The organism is Lactobacillus sp. UMNPBX19 (genome assembly GCF_002553805.1).
GTDB lineage: Bacteria > Bacillota > Bacilli > Lactobacillales > Lactobacillaceae > Lactobacillus.
This window is the reverse complement of the sequence record NZ_PCYR01000012.1, coordinates 36,171-52,975: the sequence shown is the minus strand read 5'-3', so window position 1 is coordinate 52,975 and position 16,805 is coordinate 36,171. Positions and strand designations below refer to the sequence as shown.

18 protein-coding genes, 1 tRNA gene, 1 pseudogene and 1 riboswitch are annotated in these 16,805 nt (G+C 34.6%); of the genes and pseudogenes, 7 read left to right on the top strand and 13 right to left on the bottom strand.

Features of this window, described 5'->3' with window-relative positions:
- Positions 1-72: 72 nt before the first annotated feature.
- Together CP370_RS05125 and CP370_RS05120 are read right to left on the bottom strand one after the other, a co-directional pair.
- A complete protein-coding gene (locus CP370_RS05125) occupies positions 73-504 on the bottom strand; it encodes an Hsp20/alpha crystallin family protein (RefSeq protein WP_012845560.1) in 432 nt (143 codons plus the stop codon).
- 148 nt (positions 505-652) lie between these two features.
- Positions 653-2,101 (bottom strand): 6-phospho-beta-glucosidase, encoded by a 1,449-nt coding sequence (locus CP370_RS05120; RefSeq protein ID WP_087713333.1) that lies wholly within the window; start codon positions 2,099-2,101, stop codon positions 653-655.
- A gap of 198 nt (positions 2,102-2,299) precedes the next feature.
- Between CP370_RS05120 and CP370_RS05115 the strand changes: the two genes are divergently transcribed.
- From CP370_RS05115 to CP370_RS05105, 3 genes are all read left to right on the top strand, one after another.
- Entirely contained in the window at positions 2,300-2,797 is a 498-nt protein-coding gene (locus CP370_RS05115) for a hypothetical protein (RefSeq protein WP_012845562.1), read from the top strand.
- Positions 2,798-2,819: 22 nt separating this feature from the next.
- Positions 2,820-4,172: a PTS cellobiose transporter subunit IIC gene (gene celB, locus CP370_RS05110; protein WP_087713332.1), complete on the top strand. Its 1,353-nt coding sequence runs from the start codon at positions 2,820-2,822 to the stop codon at positions 4,170-4,172.
- A 75-nt stretch (positions 4,173-4,247) separates the two neighbouring features.
- Positions 4,248-4,946: a GntR family transcriptional regulator gene (locus CP370_RS05105; protein WP_087713331.1), complete on the top strand. Its 699-nt coding sequence runs from the start codon at positions 4,248-4,250 to the stop codon at positions 4,944-4,946.
- Positions 4,947-4,995: 49 nt separating this feature from the next.
- Here CP370_RS05105 and CP370_RS05100 read toward each other — a convergent pair whose 3' ends face one another.
- The 9 genes and pseudogenes from CP370_RS05100 to CP370_RS05060 all read right to left on the bottom strand — a co-directional run bounded on the left by CP370_RS05100 (position 4,996) and on the right by CP370_RS05060 (position 12,768).
- Positions 4,996-5,403, bottom strand: coding sequence for a DUF3284 domain-containing protein (locus CP370_RS05100; protein ID WP_087713330.1), 408 nt, complete (start codon positions 5,401-5,403; stop codon positions 4,996-4,998).
- Between the two features lie 72 nt (positions 5,404-5,475).
- Positions 5,476-6,969 (bottom strand): glycoside hydrolase family 1 protein, encoded by a 1,494-nt coding sequence (locus CP370_RS05095; RefSeq protein ID WP_087713329.1) that lies wholly within the window; start codon positions 6,967-6,969, stop codon positions 5,476-5,478.
- Positions 6,970-7,035: 66 nt separating this feature from the next.
- The gene (locus tag CP370_RS05090) at positions 7,036-7,761 is read right to left on the bottom strand and encodes a GntR family transcriptional regulator (RefSeq protein WP_004898682.1); all 726 of its coding nucleotides are present in this window, start codon (positions 7,759-7,761) and stop codon (positions 7,036-7,038) included.
- On the bottom strand, positions 7,761-8,087 hold the full coding sequence (locus CP370_RS05085; protein ID WP_003647909.1) for a PTS lactose/cellobiose transporter subunit IIA: 327 nt from the start codon (positions 8,085-8,087) through the stop codon (positions 7,761-7,763). Before CP370_RS05085 ends, CP370_RS05090 begins: the two co-directional genes overlap by 1 nt.
- Before the next feature lie 116 nt (positions 8,088-8,203).
- A pseudogene (locus tag CP370_RS05080) lies at positions 8,204-8,421 on the bottom strand (hypothetical protein).
- A 4-nt stretch (positions 8,422-8,425) separates the two neighbouring features.
- The gene (locus CP370_RS05075; protein WP_004896007.1) at positions 8,426-8,749 is read right to left on the bottom strand and encodes a PTS sugar transporter subunit IIB; all 324 of its coding nucleotides are present in this window, start codon (positions 8,747-8,749) and stop codon (positions 8,426-8,428) included.
- Between the two features lie 146 nt (positions 8,750-8,895).
- The gene (locus CP370_RS05070; protein WP_087713328.1) at positions 8,896-10,326 is read right to left on the bottom strand and encodes a PTS sugar transporter subunit IIC; all 1,431 of its coding nucleotides are present in this window, start codon (positions 10,324-10,326) and stop codon (positions 8,896-8,898) included.
- Positions 10,326-11,705 (bottom strand): glycoside hydrolase family 1 protein, encoded by a 1,380-nt coding sequence (locus CP370_RS05065; protein ID WP_180707166.1) that lies wholly within the window; start codon positions 11,703-11,705, stop codon positions 10,326-10,328. Before CP370_RS05065 ends, CP370_RS05070 begins: the two co-directional genes overlap by 1 nt.
- 202 nt (positions 11,706-11,907) lie before the next feature.
- The gene (locus CP370_RS05060) at positions 11,908-12,768 is read right to left on the bottom strand and encodes an ROK family protein (protein ID WP_087713327.1); all 861 of its coding nucleotides are present in this window, start codon (positions 12,766-12,768) and stop codon (positions 11,908-11,910) included.
- 142 nt (positions 12,769-12,910) lie between these two features.
- Here CP370_RS05060 and CP370_RS05055 point away from each other — a divergent pair, with 142 nt between their 5' ends.
- Entirely contained in the window at positions 12,911-13,573 is a 663-nt protein-coding gene (locus CP370_RS05055; RefSeq protein ID WP_087713326.1) for a type II CAAX prenyl endopeptidase Rce1 family protein, read from the top strand.
- 43 nt (positions 13,574-13,616) lie between these two features.
- Here the strand turns inward: CP370_RS05055 and CP370_RS05050 are convergent.
- A tRNA-Gly gene (locus CP370_RS05050) sits at positions 13,617-13,687 on the bottom strand.
- Between the two features lie 26 nt (positions 13,688-13,713).
- Complete coding sequence (locus CP370_RS05045) at positions 13,714-14,325, bottom strand: SOS response-associated peptidase family protein (RefSeq protein ID WP_087713325.1); 612 nt, start codon at positions 14,323-14,325, stop codon at positions 13,714-13,716.
- A 134-nt stretch (positions 14,326-14,459) separates the two neighbouring features.
- On the opposite strand from CP370_RS05045, the gene trpS reads away from it, so the two are divergent.
- The 3 genes from trpS to CP370_RS05030 are packed head-to-tail and all read left to right on the top strand — an operon-like array spanning position 14,460 to position 16,573.
- A complete protein-coding gene (trpS, locus tag CP370_RS05040) occupies positions 14,460-15,488 on the top strand; it encodes a tryptophan--tRNA ligase (protein WP_012845572.1) in 1,029 nt (342 codons plus the stop codon).
- Between the two features lie 19 nt (positions 15,489-15,507).
- Entirely contained in the window at positions 15,508-15,996 is a 489-nt protein-coding gene (locus CP370_RS05035; RefSeq protein ID WP_003649538.1) for a deaminase, read from the top strand.
- Positions 15,986-16,573 (top strand): TPM domain-containing protein, encoded by a 588-nt coding sequence (locus CP370_RS05030; protein WP_012845573.1) that lies wholly within the window; start codon positions 15,986-15,988, stop codon positions 16,571-16,573. The genes CP370_RS05035 and CP370_RS05030 overlap by 11 nt, the downstream gene beginning before the upstream one ends.
- A gap of 56 nt (positions 16,574-16,629) precedes the next feature.
- A riboswitch (M-box (ykoK) riboswitch) is annotated at positions 16,630-16,802 on the top strand.
- The last annotated feature ends 3 nt before the right edge of the window (positions 16,803-16,805 follow it).

Sequence of the window (16,805 nt, the reverse complement as noted above, 5' to 3'; positions counted from 1 at the left end):
TAAGAGTTGGATTGATCGTCTTTTGGTATCTGAAAGTTAGTTTTTTCCCAGACACTTTTCTTATCTAAATATTTATTCAATATTAATTGAATTTTCCTTATCTTCTTCAGTTAACTTTGGTAAGGTAATGGTTAAAACACCATTGACGTCTTTGGCAGAAATGTCTTTAGAGTCAACATCAGGGATACGATAACTTCTTTGAATGTGACCAACGCTTCTTTCACGGTGAAGAACATTGCCATTGTTATTGTCTAAATTATCGAATGAATCCCGACTACCTGAAACGTTTAGAACGCCATCTTTATATGAAACTTTGATGTCTTTCTTATCCATTCCTGGCATGTCAACCTTAACAATATAGTCCTTATCAGTTTCTGCTACATCAGATTGCATAATGTTCTTGATGGAACTGTCGTCAAAAAAGTCTTTTGGAAAACTAAACCAATCACTTAATTGATCCATCATATTATCGTTGTTACGATTTTTCATCATTTCGTTTGCCATAATAAAACTTCCTTCCATTACGCTCTCTACAATCTCTATTGTAGTAAGTCCGTAGGGAAAGTAAAATATTTAGCACTCTAATTAGAGCGGTGCTAATAAAACTGAAAAAAATAGGATTTAGAGTGCTTCTAAATCCTATTTTTAATGGTTAGTCTAAGTCTTTACCGTTAGATTCAATAACTTTCTTATACCAGTTAAATGAATCCTTCTTTGAGCGTTCTAGCGTTCCTTCACCCTTGTCATTCTTGTCAACATAGATGAAGCCATAACGCTTGTCCATTTGACCCGTTCCAGCTGAAACTAAGTCGATGCATCCCCAAGGAAGATAACCCATCAAGTCAACACCGTCTAACACAACGGCCTTTTCCATTTGTTCAATGTGTTTTCTCAAGTAATCGATTCGATATGGATCATGAACTGAACCGTCAGCTTCGCGCTTGTCGTAAGCACCGAGACCATTTTCAACGATAAATAGTGGCTTGTGGTAACGGTCAGTTAGGTGGTTAAGAGAGATTCTCAAACCTTCTGGATCAATTTCCCAGCCCCAGTCACTACGCTCTAAAGTAGGGTTTTCGACGATAGCTTCTTGTAAGTCAGTTAATTCATCTGGTTTAACTTTCTTACTTGAAACAGTAGTGGATTGATAGTATGAGAAACCAACGTAGTCTACTGTACCTTCTTTTAAGGCAATCTTATCTTCTTCGGTGATATCTGGACGGTAGCCATTTCTTTCAATATAGTCTTCAACAGCATTTGGATATTCACCATTAACGTGGACATCGGAGAAGAAGTCACGTCTTTGTTCAAACTTATCAGCAAGTAAAACATCATCTGATGATGGAGTTAAAGGACGAACAGGTGAGTAATTAATCATACAACCAATTTGAAAGTCTGGATTAATCTTGTGGCCTTCTTTAACTGCTAAAGCAGAAGCAACTAATTCATAATGGGCAGCTTGATACATAGCCGCTTCTTTTTCTTTATCGCCCATTCCATTCTTAAACAAGATACCAGAGTTAGTGGCCATTAAGAAGTCGTTGTTAAAACTAGATTGATTATCAATTTCGTTGAAAGTCATCCAGTATTTAACTTTATTCTTGTAACGCTTAAAGCAAACACGGGCAAAGCGAACAAAGTAATCAATTAATTTACGGTTAGTAAAACCGCCATATTCTTTGACTAAATGATAAGGAATTTCAAAGTGAGAAAGGGTAATTACAGGTTCAATTCCATACTTATGACATTCATCAAATAAGTCATCGTAGAACTTAAGACCTGCTTCATTAGGTTCTTCTTCATCGCCTTTAGGAAAAATTCTAGTCCAAGCTATTGAAGTACGAAAAGCTTTAAAGCCCATTTCAGCCATTAATTTAATATCACCCTTGTAGTGATGGTAAAAATCAATGGCATCATGATTAGGATAGTTTTTACCGGGAATAACGCCATCAGTAATTTCACGTGGCTTAGTAGCTGATCCGACTGTCATAACATCTGCTACAGACATTCCTTTTCCATCTTCATTCCATGCACCTTCAAGTTGATGAGCAGCAACAGCGCCGCCCCATAAAAAGCCCTTAGGCATAGTGTATCCAGTCATATTCAATACGTCCTTTCTAAAGTAAGCGTTTTCGAAATTCATTCTACAAATTAAAAACTTAATTGTAAAGCGTAAAAGTATAGAATTTTATTTTTTATAAGAAAACAGTAATAATTATTGCAAACGGTTTCATTTTGAGGTATTATACAGGTGTTGTCTGAATTGTTCAGGAACAATATTGAAAGGGTAGATACAATAATGACTAAAAGAGATCAGAGTTTAGAACAAAAGAAACATGACATGAGTGTGAGATCTATAAATTTTAGCCGCTATTTAATGATTCGTTATTTTTCTGCGGCGTTCTTATTCACTAATCTCTTTTGGTTAGTTTTTGCAATTTGTTACCACGATATTGTTGCTTCGATAATTTCGGGACTATTATTTGTTTTATTATTAATAGCTTCAGTAGAGCAGGTAAGTAAGTGGAATGTCAGAAATACTGACTTGAAATTTACAAAACTGTATTATCAACTCCAGCTAGTTGCAAATGTAATCTTTGCTATCAGTTGCTATTTATCATTTGGAAAGATTCTATTTCCTTTTATGGCTACAAATGATGTCGCAAATGTGATCTTTACAATTTTAATTATTGGAATATTAGGATCCATCTTAATCTTAAGAAGGATTAGTAACATTCAAAATGGTCGCGATAAATACGCAGGAGCAATTAAGACATTTGAAAGTAATAGACAGTAGGACAAATTGAGGGGGATGTACTATGTCTGACACTGCGCAACCATCATTTAAAGATAAAATGATGAAGGCTTTAGGTAAGTTCTCAGGTTCACGTTTTGTACGTGCAATTATGGGTGCTGGTTATTCTATTATTGCCTTTTCTATCATTGGATCTATGTTTTTGGTCTTAACAGTTTTAACACAAGTTATTACTGCTAAGGGATTTGTAGATTTTTATAACAATACATTTGGACGTTTTAACAATATTTATACTGTTATTTACAACGCCACAATGGGTATTATTGCGATATACTTTGCTGGATCATTCGCTTATAACTATGCCGATATTTATCGCAAAGAAGAAAACTTATTGCTTGATCCATTAAATGCTGTTTTCTTAACTTTAATGGGCTTATTCATTACCGTTCCACAATTAGTTTGGAAGGGCGGCAATACTATTTTTGTTAATATCTTAAAGAAAGATAATGTTGTTGCCGGAGGATATGGTATCTCTGGATCAGGTTTAACAAGAATTGGTGCGACTGGTATTTTTACTGGTTTGATTGTTGCTTGGTTAACTGTTCAAATTTATCGCTTCTGTATTAAACATAATTGGCGTATTAAGATGCCAGCATCTGTTCCATCTGGTGTTGCTAACTCATTTACTGCCTTAATTCCTGGTTTCGTTATTGCAGTAGTTATTGCAGTAATTGATGTAATTTTAATTGTACTTGGTACAGATATTTTCCAACTCCTATTTATCCCATTCTCATTTGTTTCAAATATTGCTAATACCTGGTGGGGAGTATTAATTATCTTCTTCCTGATCCACTTCTTATGGTGGTTTGGTATTCACGGTGCAACCATTATTTCAAGTTTCTATCAAGCAATTGTATTATCAAATATGGCTGCTAATGCTTCTGGTGCTCACTATGTATTTGCTGGTGAATTCGCAAATGCCTTTGTAATTATGGGTGGTTCTGGTGCTACTCTTGGTATGGCTCTTTGGATGGCATTTGCCGCTAGATCAAAGCAATTACGAGAACTTGGTAAACTTGAAGCTGTTCCTGCTGTATTTAACATTAACGAACCTTTACTATTTGGTTTGCCAATCGTTTATAACATTAAATTGTTTATTCCATTCTTAGCTGCTCCAATGGTATGTTCAATGACTGCTTATGCTGCAATTGCAAATCACTTAGTTCCCAAGATCATTGTTCAACAACCATGGCCAATTCCTGTAGGTCTTGGTGGTATGATGGCTACTGCTAGTTGGCAAGGTTTCGTTTTAGCCTTGGTCAATGCCATAATTGCTTTCTTGATTTGGTATCCATTTATTAAGCACTATGACAGTCAATTGCTTAAGAAGGAACAAGTAGATGCTACTAAAGCTTAATTAAAAAGTATAGACTTTTAAAATCTTCGTAGTTTAAAATATAACTATGAAGATTTTTATTTTAAGGACATAGTAATGAAAAAATATGAATTAGTTGCGGATAAAATAAAAGCTTATATCACCAAAAATAAACTTCATCATGGAGATAAATTACCAACAATTACCGAATTAATGAAAGAATATCAAGTTGGTAAATCTACTATCTTACAGGCGATTACTTTGTTAACTCAACGAGGAATAGTTTATAAAGTCCAAGGTTCTGGCGTTTTTGTCAGACCTACAGGGCGAGATGGTTATATGTCACTTACTGATAACGCTGGGTTTGCTCATGTTTTAAAAGATCCTACTACTGAAGTAATTGAGTTTGTTGAGAAAAGACCCCCTAAACCTTTATCTGAGTATCTGCATTCTGATGAAGTATGTTACTTTATAAAAAGATTGCGCAGACAAGAAGGGAAGCCATTTGTTTTAGAAGAATCGTATTATCCTAAGAGCATTATTCCGTTTATGAGTAAGGAAATTGCTGAAGGATCGATTTTTGACTATATCAAAGATGGTTTAAAGAAAGAAATTCGTTTCTCTGATAAATATATGCGCGTTAGAAAGTTAAGAGCCGATGAAGCAAGATATCTAGAATTAGAAGAAGGAGATCCATGTTTAGAAGTTTATGATACTTTCTATTTAGCCAATGGGACACCATTTGATAGTTCTAAATTGGTATACAATTATCAAAACTCTAAATTCTATGATCAAAGTTCTGATGACATTATTTAAAAAATAGTCCTAGTCTCAAAATATAAATTATTTGAGACTAGGACTATTTTTATTTTGTATAGGCTAAGACATTATTTTTCATTTGTTTTAGTTGTTTTTTTGCGCCTTGCTTTAACTGCCAGTTATAAAACCATGTACTGATATTAGAATGTTTCTTTTCATCATAGCTAAGAACATCCTCTTTAAAAACAATCTGACAACCTTTCGGTGTATAAGTTAAATAGTAGCCAATTTTAACATCTATTTTAGGTGACTTAAAAACTGAAACATATTTTTTACCGAATTCATATTCAGTGATTTCGGCTTTCACATTTCTTTGTTGATATGTTGTTCCTGCAGCAATTTTAACAGGTAAGTCATTACCACGGGATTTTTTAATTTCTTGAGTAAGTTGCATATTTAGGTAATTAAAGAAATCTTTTGCTTTAAAGTCTGCTTGTTCCTTGATTGTAATCATTTTGTTTGGCTTTCTCTATCTATCTTGTCAAAAAAATAGAGCCTAGAAAATGCTAGGTTCTATTTTGTTTTTTTAGTCTAAATCTTTACCATGGGATGCAATAACTTCTTTATACCAGTTAAAGGAATCTTTAGGATATCTCTTTAAAGATCCATTTCCTTTGTCATCACGATCGACGTAAACAAAGCCATAGCGTTTCTTCATTTCACCAGTACCATTTGAGACTAAGTCTATTGCTGACCACATGGTATAGCCCATCAAAGGAATGCCATCTTCATTAACTGCTTCTTCCATTGATTTGATTTGGGCACGAAGATAATTAATTCGATAGTCATCATGAACTTTATGATCTTCAGTTAATTCATCACCCCAACCAAGACCATTTTCAACGATAAAGAGGGGCTTATGGTATCGATCCCAAAGGTCATTTAAGGCAATTCGTAATACATCTGGGTCAGTTGCCCATCCCCAGGCGTTGTAGTCAAGATAAGGGTTCTTAACCCCACCTGCGGAAACATTACCATTAACTTTTGCGTCTGCTTCATGTGTAGTAAGAACATTAGAAGTGTAGCAAGAAAAGCTTAGAAAGTCTGCTGGATAGTTTTTTATTAACTCATAGTCTTCTGGCCTATCATCAAGTTTGATGCCATCTCGTTCGTATTGTTTTAAGCGATATTCAGGATAACGACCGCCGGTTTGGACATCTGAGTAAAATAGCATCTCTTGTTTGGCTTTCATAACTAAAATTTGATCAGCTGGATCAGCAGTATAAGGATAGTAAGCAGAGTAGGCAAGCATTTGACCTACTTGATTGTTTTGATCGATTTCATGAGCTAGTTTAACTACTTTACTACTTGCTACAAACTGATTATGAGCTCCTTGAGCACGATTTTGTTCACTACCATCAATTAACCCGCCGCCCATATAAGGAGCCATGTCCATAGCATTAATTTCGTTAAAGGTTAGCCAGTATTTAACTTTTCCTTTGTAGTGATTCATTACAATATCAGCATAATGAACAAAAATGTCAATCATTTTTCGGTCTTTCCAGCCCCCAAAACGATTAACTAAAGATAAAGGAGTTTCATAGTGGGAGAGGGTTACTAAAGGTTCAATGCCATATTTAGCACATTCCTCAAAGATATTATCATAGAATGCTAATCCTTCTTTATTTGGTTCTTTATCATCGCCGTTTGGTAAGATACGTGACCAATTTAATGATAGGCGGAACATATTAAAGCCCATCTCAGCCATATATTTAATATCTTCTTTATAGTGGTGATAGAAGTCTGTTCCCTCATGACTTGGATAGTAATAATCAGCTAAAGGGGCTGGTTTTGCTCCTTCGGGTAGTTTAAACTCTTTTCCCCAAACCATTGGAGTAGATCCAGTTTTGCCATCAGCAGTTTTCCAGGTCACTTTTCTTGGTTCACTAGCAGAACCATTAGTTAGTACATCAACGGCGTTTAATCCTTTACCACCGTCTTTATAACCACCTTCATACTGGTTTGCAGCACTAGCGCCGCCCCAGTAAAAGTCTTTAGGCATAGAGTAGGTTTTTGTCATATTTTTTCCTTTCTTAATTTGTTTAAATTTATAAAAAAAGTTCTAGAATTGCTCTAGAACTTTTACTTAAAAGCTATTTGTCTCTAAAACGACATAATTTCGTTCATTGTAGCGATTTCGGCTTGTTGAATATTCAACTGGTTGACCATTGTTTAACCAGACAATTTGTTCCAGCTCTAAGATTGGATCGTCTTTTTTGGCTTGAAGATATTGTTGATCCCAATCATCAGCCTTAGTAGCCTTAATTTTACGATAGGCAACGCCAAATTTAAGTTTCAAATTATGATGAAGATAATTATATATAGAATTATGTAATATATCTTCATTTAAATCTGGAACTAAGTTAACTGGCATAAATGTATGTTCAAGAATCAGAGGTTTACCTTCAAGCCGTCTTAGACGACGGATATTGTAAACTGGATCGCTAGATTTTAATTTTAAATAGTGTTGAACATCCTCATTTGGAAATTCAACATTAAACTCAATGATATCGCTAGTGACCTCATTAGATCCTAGTAGATTAGCTAAACCACTAAAAGCATTTGCTGGTGAATCAAATTTATCTTGAATTGGAATTGGGCCTAAGACAAAAGTGCCGAGACCAGATTCTTTATAAACCAGACCTTTTCTTTGTAGACCATCTAAGGCCTTCTTAACAGTTAAACGGCTTACGTGTAATTCTTCTGCAAGTGTTTTTTGGTCAGGAAGGGGAGTTTGAGGTTTATAGACTCCATCTTCAATTCTTTTTTGTAGAATTCGAGCAACTTTTAAGTATTTTGCTTCTGCAGCCATTATTTTTCAGCCATTTTTTTGTAAACAGCTACTACTTCCTTAGCTAAATCAATAAAAGTAATAGCTGTCATTAAGTGGTCTTGAGCATGAACCATGTAAAGGTCAACTTTTACATGGTTACCTTGTGCTTCTTGGGTTAACATATCAGTTTGAACATTGTGGGCATTAACCAAGCCTTCATTTGCTTGCTTAATAAATTCATCAGCTTTATCAAAGTCGCCCTTTTTAGCAGCTTGGATTGCTTGCATAGCAGCAGCCTTTGCATTACCAGCTTGCATAATAATTCCCATTACAACTTGCATGTTATCGCTATTTTCTTGTGCCATAATTTTAATTCTCCTAGATAGTATTTTTAAAATAAAAGATGCTCCTGACAATTATTTATTTTACTATGTCAGCAAGCATCTCCCATAAATTATTTTTGTTTTAATTCTTGAATTCCTTAATCAATTGCTGCATCACAGTCAATTGGTAGTTGCAGTAGCATTTGTCCGTCGATCTCAAGACCTTTAGGGACTTGGATAATGCCGGGAAAATGATAGCCATGATGAGCTTTAGGCTCATTATCTAAATAGAAACTTGCTCATCTGCGCTGACACCAATTTTAAAGTGATGACCATTACGATCAAATTCGTTAACAATTTTTACTTCGTCGGTCATTTGACTATTTATCGCCCATTAATTCTTGAGCAGTTTCAAGAACATGCTCACCATTCATCATACCGTAGTCTTGCATGTTAATAACTGCTAATGGGATGCCTGCTTCATCAGTAATCTTTTTAACACTGTCTTCCATGTATTGAACTTGAGGTCCAAGCATTAATACATCTGGGTGTTCCTTATCAATTTCATCTTGGATACCTGATGCTGCAGTAGCAAAGATCTTGTAGTCTTTACCTTTTTCTTTAGCTGCGTTTTGCATCTTTGATACTAAAAGTGAAGTTGACATACCTGCTGCACAAGCTAACATAATAGTTTTATCTGCCATAATAATTATCTCCTTTGTAAATCTAATTAAGTGTTTTTCAGTGTTTGAGTGTTGATCTATAAATTAAATGTATGCACTTTCATTATTGAAAGCATTTACATTATAGCACGATTTTGATCATAAGTGTTAATTAATAGCTGAAAAAATTATTTACCTTCAGCTTCGTCCTTCTTAAGCGTTGCAGCTTCTCTTTGGACTAAGATCTTGTCGTACTTTCTAGCAAATGGCCAGTAGATAAAAGTTGAAATAATTAATGTACATGCTTGCCAAATTGCCATCTTCCAGCTACCAATTAGGAAACCGGAGATAACAGCTGGAATTGTCCACGGACAAGCAAAACCATTAAGAGGGGGAACAATACCAGTCTTAATGACAAAATAAGTTGAGATAGCAACTACAACTGGTGTTAAGAAGAATGGAATTGCTAAGAATGGGTTCATAACAATAGGTAAACCGAATAGGAATGGTTCATTAATGTTAAAAATGCCCGGAAATAATTCAACTTTACCAATTGAACGTAGTTGTGCTGATTTAGCAGCAATTAAAATAAAGATAATTAAACCAATAGTGATACCTGAACCAGTTAAGTTAATAAAGTTGTTGTAGAATTCATTAGTAACAACGTGGGCACCATTGGCAATAGTTAATTTACCAGCTTTGTACAATTGAGCATTATCAAAAGAGTTAGCTTGAAGCATAGGGCCAGCAAGAGAACCAACAATTAAACCACCGTGAACACCAAAGAACCAGAAGAATGGTACTAAGAATCCAATAGCAATGGCACCACCAAGTGAATCTGAAATACCTTGAAGTGGAATTTGAAGAGTCTGGTAGGTCCATTGTAAGAAGTCTGAACCAGTAGTTAACTTAAAGCCAGCGTAAATAAGCATAGTACCAATTAAGATAATTCCCGATGGAATCATAGCAGTAAATTGGTTAGAAACAGCAGCTGGAACTTGTTCAGGTAACTTAATAGTCCAACCTTTTTTCATAATAGTTGAGTAAATCCAGCCGACTAATAAACCAACAATAATTGCAGCGATCATTCCGTCGCCACCAAGCCAGGTAATGTTGAAGACACCTGTAACTGGTGATTCTAAGAATGTTTGTAAAGCGTGTGGTAACTTATCAATATTTTCAGTTACGGCTTTTGCACTCATTCCACCGTTAATACCTTTAGCCATAGCATTCTTTAATGGACTATCAATAGTTAAAGTTTGAAGCATTAAGAATGCAGCTAAGGAAGTAAGACCTGGTGCTAGTGGCTCATAGCCTTCGTTTTTGACATAAATATAGGCAATACCAACTGATGCCCACATAGCCATAATACTAAAAGTAGTAGTGTAGGCTTGGTTGAAGAATGCATCCCAACCGGAAGCATTAATTGCATTAGCTACAGCTGGAATAGGAATATTTCCTAAAATTAAGAAAATAGATCCAATAAGAATAAATGGTAAAGTATAAATCATACCATTTTGTAAGGCTTGGATAGCCTTAGTATTAACAAATTTCATTACTGGAGGCAGGATGTGTTTATTAACAAACACACTAAAGCCCGATTTTTTTTGCTCACTCATTATATTTCGTCTCCATTATCTTTCAATACTTTTTGGAACCAATAAAATGATTTCTTTGGAACACGTTTTAAATCTTTTAAGTCATGATTTGAACGATTGACGTAAACAGCACCGTAGCGTTTTTCCATATCGGCATGTGAACTTGGAATATCGATTAATCCCCAGCCTAGATAACCTAAAACTTTAGCTCCATCTAAGAACATCGCATCTTTCATAGCCTTAATATGTTCTTCATGGTAAGCAATACGTTCATCGTCTTCGATCATGTGCTCACCATCCCAAGTTTCTTTTAAGCCGATTCCGTTTTCAATTGGGAAGACTGGAATCTTGTAATGGTTATACATAGTGGTAATAGCATTTCTAAAGCCCAGTGGATCAATTGTCCAGCCCCAAGCATTTGTCTTGAGATACTTGTTTTCTACACCGCCATAATTCATGTAACGGTTAGGGGCAACGTCAGCAGGAATTTTATCAGCAGAGATAGTCCAAGAAGAATAGTAGCTAAAGGCTAAGAAGTCAGCCTTTGCTTTTTTCATTTCTTCTTTATCTTCTGCAGTGATATCCCAGTTGATATTGTGGTCTTTAGCATATTGCATAACTTCTGGTGAATAGCCGCGGCCAGTATCTGCATCATAAATATTGAAATTCAAAAATTCTTGAATTTGTTTTGCTGCCCAAACATCTGTAGCTTTTGAAGTCTCAGGATAAATTTGTTGGAAGGCAAGCATTCCGCCGATTTTTACATCATCATATTTTTCATGGATGTAATTAGCTAATCTAATATGACTGATCATGGTGTGGTGAAAGATGGTATACATATCATCTAAAGTTTTGTCACCTTTTTCGTAACCAGAGATGTTAAATACTTCATCTTGGAAGTAAAGATTATGTTCATTGAAAACAATCCAGTACTTAACTCGATCTGAAAAATGATCAATCATCTTTTTGCCGAATCTAACAAAAGCATCAACAACATGGCGCGACATAAAACCATTGTATTCTTTAGCTAGGTGTAAGGGCATGTCAAAGTGATAAAGACAAATCATTGGCTCGATTCCGCGATCAAGCATGGCATTTACTAATTTGTCGTAAAATTCAATTCCCTTAGGATTAAAATCCCCGTCTCCCTCGGGACAAACTCTTGACCAAGAAATTTGAATACGATACATATTCATATTCATTTCTTTCATTAGGTCTAAATCTTCATCATAACGATGGTACTCATCAATTGCGGTGTGCCAATCTGTAGTATTTTCTGTAGCAGGTCGTACATCGTAAACTGATAAGCCTTTACCGTCTTCATTCCAAGCACCTTCAGTTTGCATACTTGAAACTGAATTGCCCCAGAAGAAGTCTTTAGGCATTTTGTGCTTATTCATAATATTCCTTTTTTGCAATCGCTTACATATTTTACATGTATAAATATAAACTTATTTTTTTAAAAAAGTAAAGCACTTTCATTTAAAAATATATATTTTTACTTATTTAGATAACAAAAAAGGACTGAGGTAGTTTCCTCAGTCCTTTTCATGATGCTTTCAAACACATTTATTTAATAATAAAAAAGTGTCTATATAAAATTTAATGCTCTTTTTCAAAATCTGCAACCGCTCCACGCAAATTTGCTTCATTTTTTAACGTACAAATATCCAAAATTGGTTTAATTGTCGTAACTTCGATCTTATTTCTTAATTTAGCAATCTCATCATCAAGTAGTGGAACTAATTCCGGATTTTGTGAAATTCCACCACCAATAATAATTTTTTCAGGATCAAAACTGTGTTGAATATTAAAAATTGCAACAGCAAGAGCATGTAGAAACTTTTTACGTTCTTCTTGAGCAATTGGATCATCAGTGTCAGCAAGCTCAAAAACGGTCTTACCATCAAAATCTTTTCCAGTTTTTTTATTGTAGCGCTTAGCCATGGTAACAGGTGAAGCTAGATCGCTTAACTGCTTACCATCAATAATCATAAAACCAAATTCACCACCGTAGAGATGGGCACCATGCCAGATTTGATTGTTAATAATGATACTTCCGCCAACACCAGTACCAATAACTAAAAATGCCATACTACTGCATCCTTTAGCTGTTCCGTCAGTGATTTCCGCAAGAGCTGCGCAGTTTGCATCATTTTCGATACTTACTGACAAACCAAATCTTTTTTCTAATTCAGGCACGATCTTAAAGTTGTGAATATAAGGTAGAGCACTTGCTCCTTCAATTACTCCGGTAGCTTTATTAACAGCACCAGGAGAAGAAATTGCTACACCATCAATTTTATGATCGGCTTTTATTTCATTAACTGCATCAGTCAATTCCTCATAAAAAGTATCTAAATTATCTGGTGTATCAATCGTAAATGCCATCTTTAATTTTTGATTTATCCAAGTAGCGATTTTAATAGTTGTGCCGCCAATATCAATTGCGATTAAGTTCATTAGTATTACCTCACTTTTTCTCGTATCTTTCATCTTAATCATCAGCGTAAGCGCTGTCAATAAGTATATATTTTTCATGAAGTACAACTAATATTAAATGCTTTGCTATAATTGAAAGTAATTGATATAAAGGGGAAAAGACATGAATACACCATCGTCCAGACAAGGGAATTTGACTAGGTATATTGTTTATTTGGTCTTATATTTAATTGTAATTGGGGTTAAAAAATTAGCTCTGTTAAATGATCATGTAAATAAAATAGGGTACTTTTTTTTCTTACTTTGTGCCTTGTTTACTTTATATTTTTATATTCGACAATTTAATCGAGAACAAAGGTTTTTTGAAAAAAAGCCCACGATGCCTTTATTGGCAGATTATGGATTTATAGTTGGTGTATCTATTCTGGTGATTTTAGGACGTGTTTTTGTTTCCTATCTTCAAGCTAAGGGAAGCGTACCTTTAATGTCTTTTCAAATAACTTATCAAAAGGCTGAATGTAATCTTTTATTTTGGTTTCTTATATTTTCTACTGGTCTTTTGCTACCAGCAATGCAAGTATATTTAACAACAGGTTTTTTCTTTAATTATGGGTTTAGGGCACAGAATATGGTTAGCGGTATAGTTGGCATTATGTGCTCAGGCTTTTTCTATGGAATACTTAATTTTCAAACTTCATTTAGTTTATTTATTCTTAATAGTCTTTACGGGATGCTTTTTGCTTGGTCTTACTTATATTCACAAAGAATCATGATGCCAATTTATTTAGCAATCCTAAATGGAATTTTTATGGTGATTTTAGCCTAACAAAAAACGAGGAACTTCATAAAGTTCCTCGTTTTTTAATATAAGCGGATAGCGTGAATCGAACCCGCATCTTCAGCTTGGGAAGCTGACATTTTACCATTAAACTATACCCGCATAAGCAAAATGATTATATCATTTTGCTAACGATGTGGCAAATGATGTCTATTTAGGTTATATTCTGACCGGTCAAGTAGAGAAGTAAAGTTTTGAAAGAGCCAACGACGTAATTCAGATGGCTTTAACACTAAAGGCATTCTTTCATGAACTGGAAGCACAGTATCATTAGAAGCAGTAGTGACCATTGAAAAGTCATCCCCTTTATAAATACCAGCAATTAATGCCATCGGTTCATCTTTTGCAGTAAAAGATGAGTGTTCATGATAGGTTTTGTTATTTGATGCAAGGTAAGTTTGCTTACTACTTTCCCAGAATTCATTAGCTAAAATAATGCACCGCTGGCGAGCAAATGAATCATCCCACATTGATGGTTTTTCTTCATAAAAACGCTCCACCCGAGCATTATAAATTACTCGATTCTTTTTAAATGGACTTGGATAGCCCCATTTCTTTTCAACTAACTTTAGTTCGTCATCTCTATATAGCATAACTAAAGATGGAGATTTAGGGTAAATTTGAGTAACAGATTCAAATTTGTCTTCAATGTTTTTTGATACAACTAGTGGTAATTTTAAATCAGTTTTTAGATATGTCTTAATTTCTTTAAGCGATGGCATTTCATAATGACTACACATCTCTATTCATACTTTCTTTATGTAATTTTTCTCTCAATTTAATTTTAGCAACTTTTAGGTAAGTTTAAACAAATAAGGATTTTTGCTAGAATTGGAGGTAAAGCTAAAGATTACAGATATATTGGAGAAAAAATATGACAAAGGAAATTTTATTAACTGGAGATAGACCAACCGGAAAACTTCATATTGGTCACTATATTGGCTCCTTAAAAAACCGTGTAAAATTACAAAATGAAGGTAAATATGACCCTTATATTATGATTGCGGACACTCAAGCACTAACTGATAATGCTAGAGATCCTGAAAAAATTAAGAATAGCTTAATTCAAGTAGCTTTGGACTACTTAGCTGTTGGACTAGATCCGGAAAAGTCCACTATCTATGTACAATCACAAATCCCTGCTCTTTTTGAATTAACTGCTTATTACATGGATTTGGTAACAGTTGCACGTCTAGAAAGAAATCCAACTGTTAAAACTGAAATTAAGCAAAAGAACTTTAAGGATTCAATTCCAATTGGTTTCTTAAACTACCCAGTTTCTCAAGCAGCAGACATTACTGCTTTTAAAGCAACAGTAATCCCAGTTGGGGATGATCAAGAACCAATGCTTGAACAAACTAGAGAAATTGTTCGTACTTTTAATAGAGTTTATAACACTGATATTTTAGTTGAACCAAAGGGTTACTTCCCACCAAAGGGACAAGGTAGACTTCCAGGTTTAGATGGAAATGCAAAAATGTCTAAATCACTTGGAAATGCAATTTACTTGTCCGATGATGCAAAGACTGTACAAAAGAAAGTTATGTCAATGTACACGGATCCAAACCATATTCATGTTGAAGATCCTGGTCAAGTAGAGGGCAATACTGTCTTTACTTATCTTGATGTTTTTGCACCAGATAAAGATAAGGTGGCTGAACTTAAGGAACAATATCAAAAAGGTGGCTTAGGGGACGTTAAAATTAAACGCTACTTGAATAAGGTTCTTGAAGAAGAACTTGGGCCAATTAGAGAGCGTAGAGAAAAGTTTGCTCAAGATCCAGATGCTGTATACGAAATGTTACTAGAGGGATCAAAGAAGGCAAATGAAGTTGCTAACCAAACTTTACAAGAAGTTAGAGAAGCAATTGGTTTAAATTATTTTGATAGATTAAATAAATAATTTAAAGAGGGTAAGACTGATGACAAGAGACAGGATTCCGTGGAAGCAATATTTTATGATGCAAGCGTTAGTTATTGCACAGCGCTCAACTTGTGACCGAGCCTTAGTGGGAAGTGTGTTGGTCAAGGACGACCGGATGATTGCCACTGGTTATAATGGAAGTGTTTCTGGACAACCTCATTGTGATGACGTTGGTCATTTAATGGTTGATGGACACTGTGTTAGAACTATTCACTCAGAAATGAATGCCTTAATTCAGTGTGCTAAAAATGGCATTTCAACTGAAGGTACTGAAATCTATGTGACTTATTTTCCTTGCTTTAATTGCAGCAAATGCTTAGTTCAGGCTGGTATTAAGAAAATTAACTATTATTATGATTATCATGATAATCCGTTAGCACTCAAATTACTGCGTGAAAAGGGTGTGGCGATTGAACAAGTAACGCTAGATCATAAATATGTTCAAAGCTTAGCTGACAGGTTAGAGAAGGCGGATAATGAAAAATAAGTTTATCAGTTTTGGAATACTCCTAATTTCTTTTTTACTATTTACTGCTAGTACAGCTTCTTTTGTTAGTGATCCGCAAAATTTATTTAATAACCAAACTAAAGAATTAGTAACTCAAAAAAATAAAGAGTATCAAAAAACAAAAAATAAACCTGAGGTTCGGATTTTAAGTCTAAAAAATAGTAATGATATTAATAAAATTAGGCCGATGAAAAATCAGGTAATTATTGTGGCCGCATTACAAAATAAAAGAAAAAATGTTCAAATTCTTGTTGGTAAAAATTACCAAGATGTTTTGACACAAAATAAGTGTAGTAACATTATTCGATATGCGGGCGATAAATTAAGAAGTGAGAAAAAATCAAGCTTCAACTCAGGAATTCTATTAGTTTTTAATGCCTGTGCAACTTTAATTGCCCAAAAAGATAAGTTATCTTATGATAAAAATTCTTTGACGCAAGAAGAGTTACAAAAAATTGATCATCCACAAAGTGTAAGTTTAGTTTGGGGATTAGTGATTGCAGCTTTAATTAGTTTTGGATTAGTTTTATTCAAAAGCACGCGAAAGCCACATTAGGGCTTGACTAAAAGCTAGTTAGCCGTTAAAGTATCAATAGAAATTAAATATTAGAGCAAATAAACTGTTAGGTGAGACTCCTACGTGAACACATGCTGTCGCCCAGCAACATCCAGAGATGCCAACGGGTCAAACAGGGATCGTCGATATAAGGCCCTCCCCAGCCAGCTAGTTATATTTTTATAACCTTACGTCACGTAGTGTTAAAACTGAACGACGAGTATAAAAATCG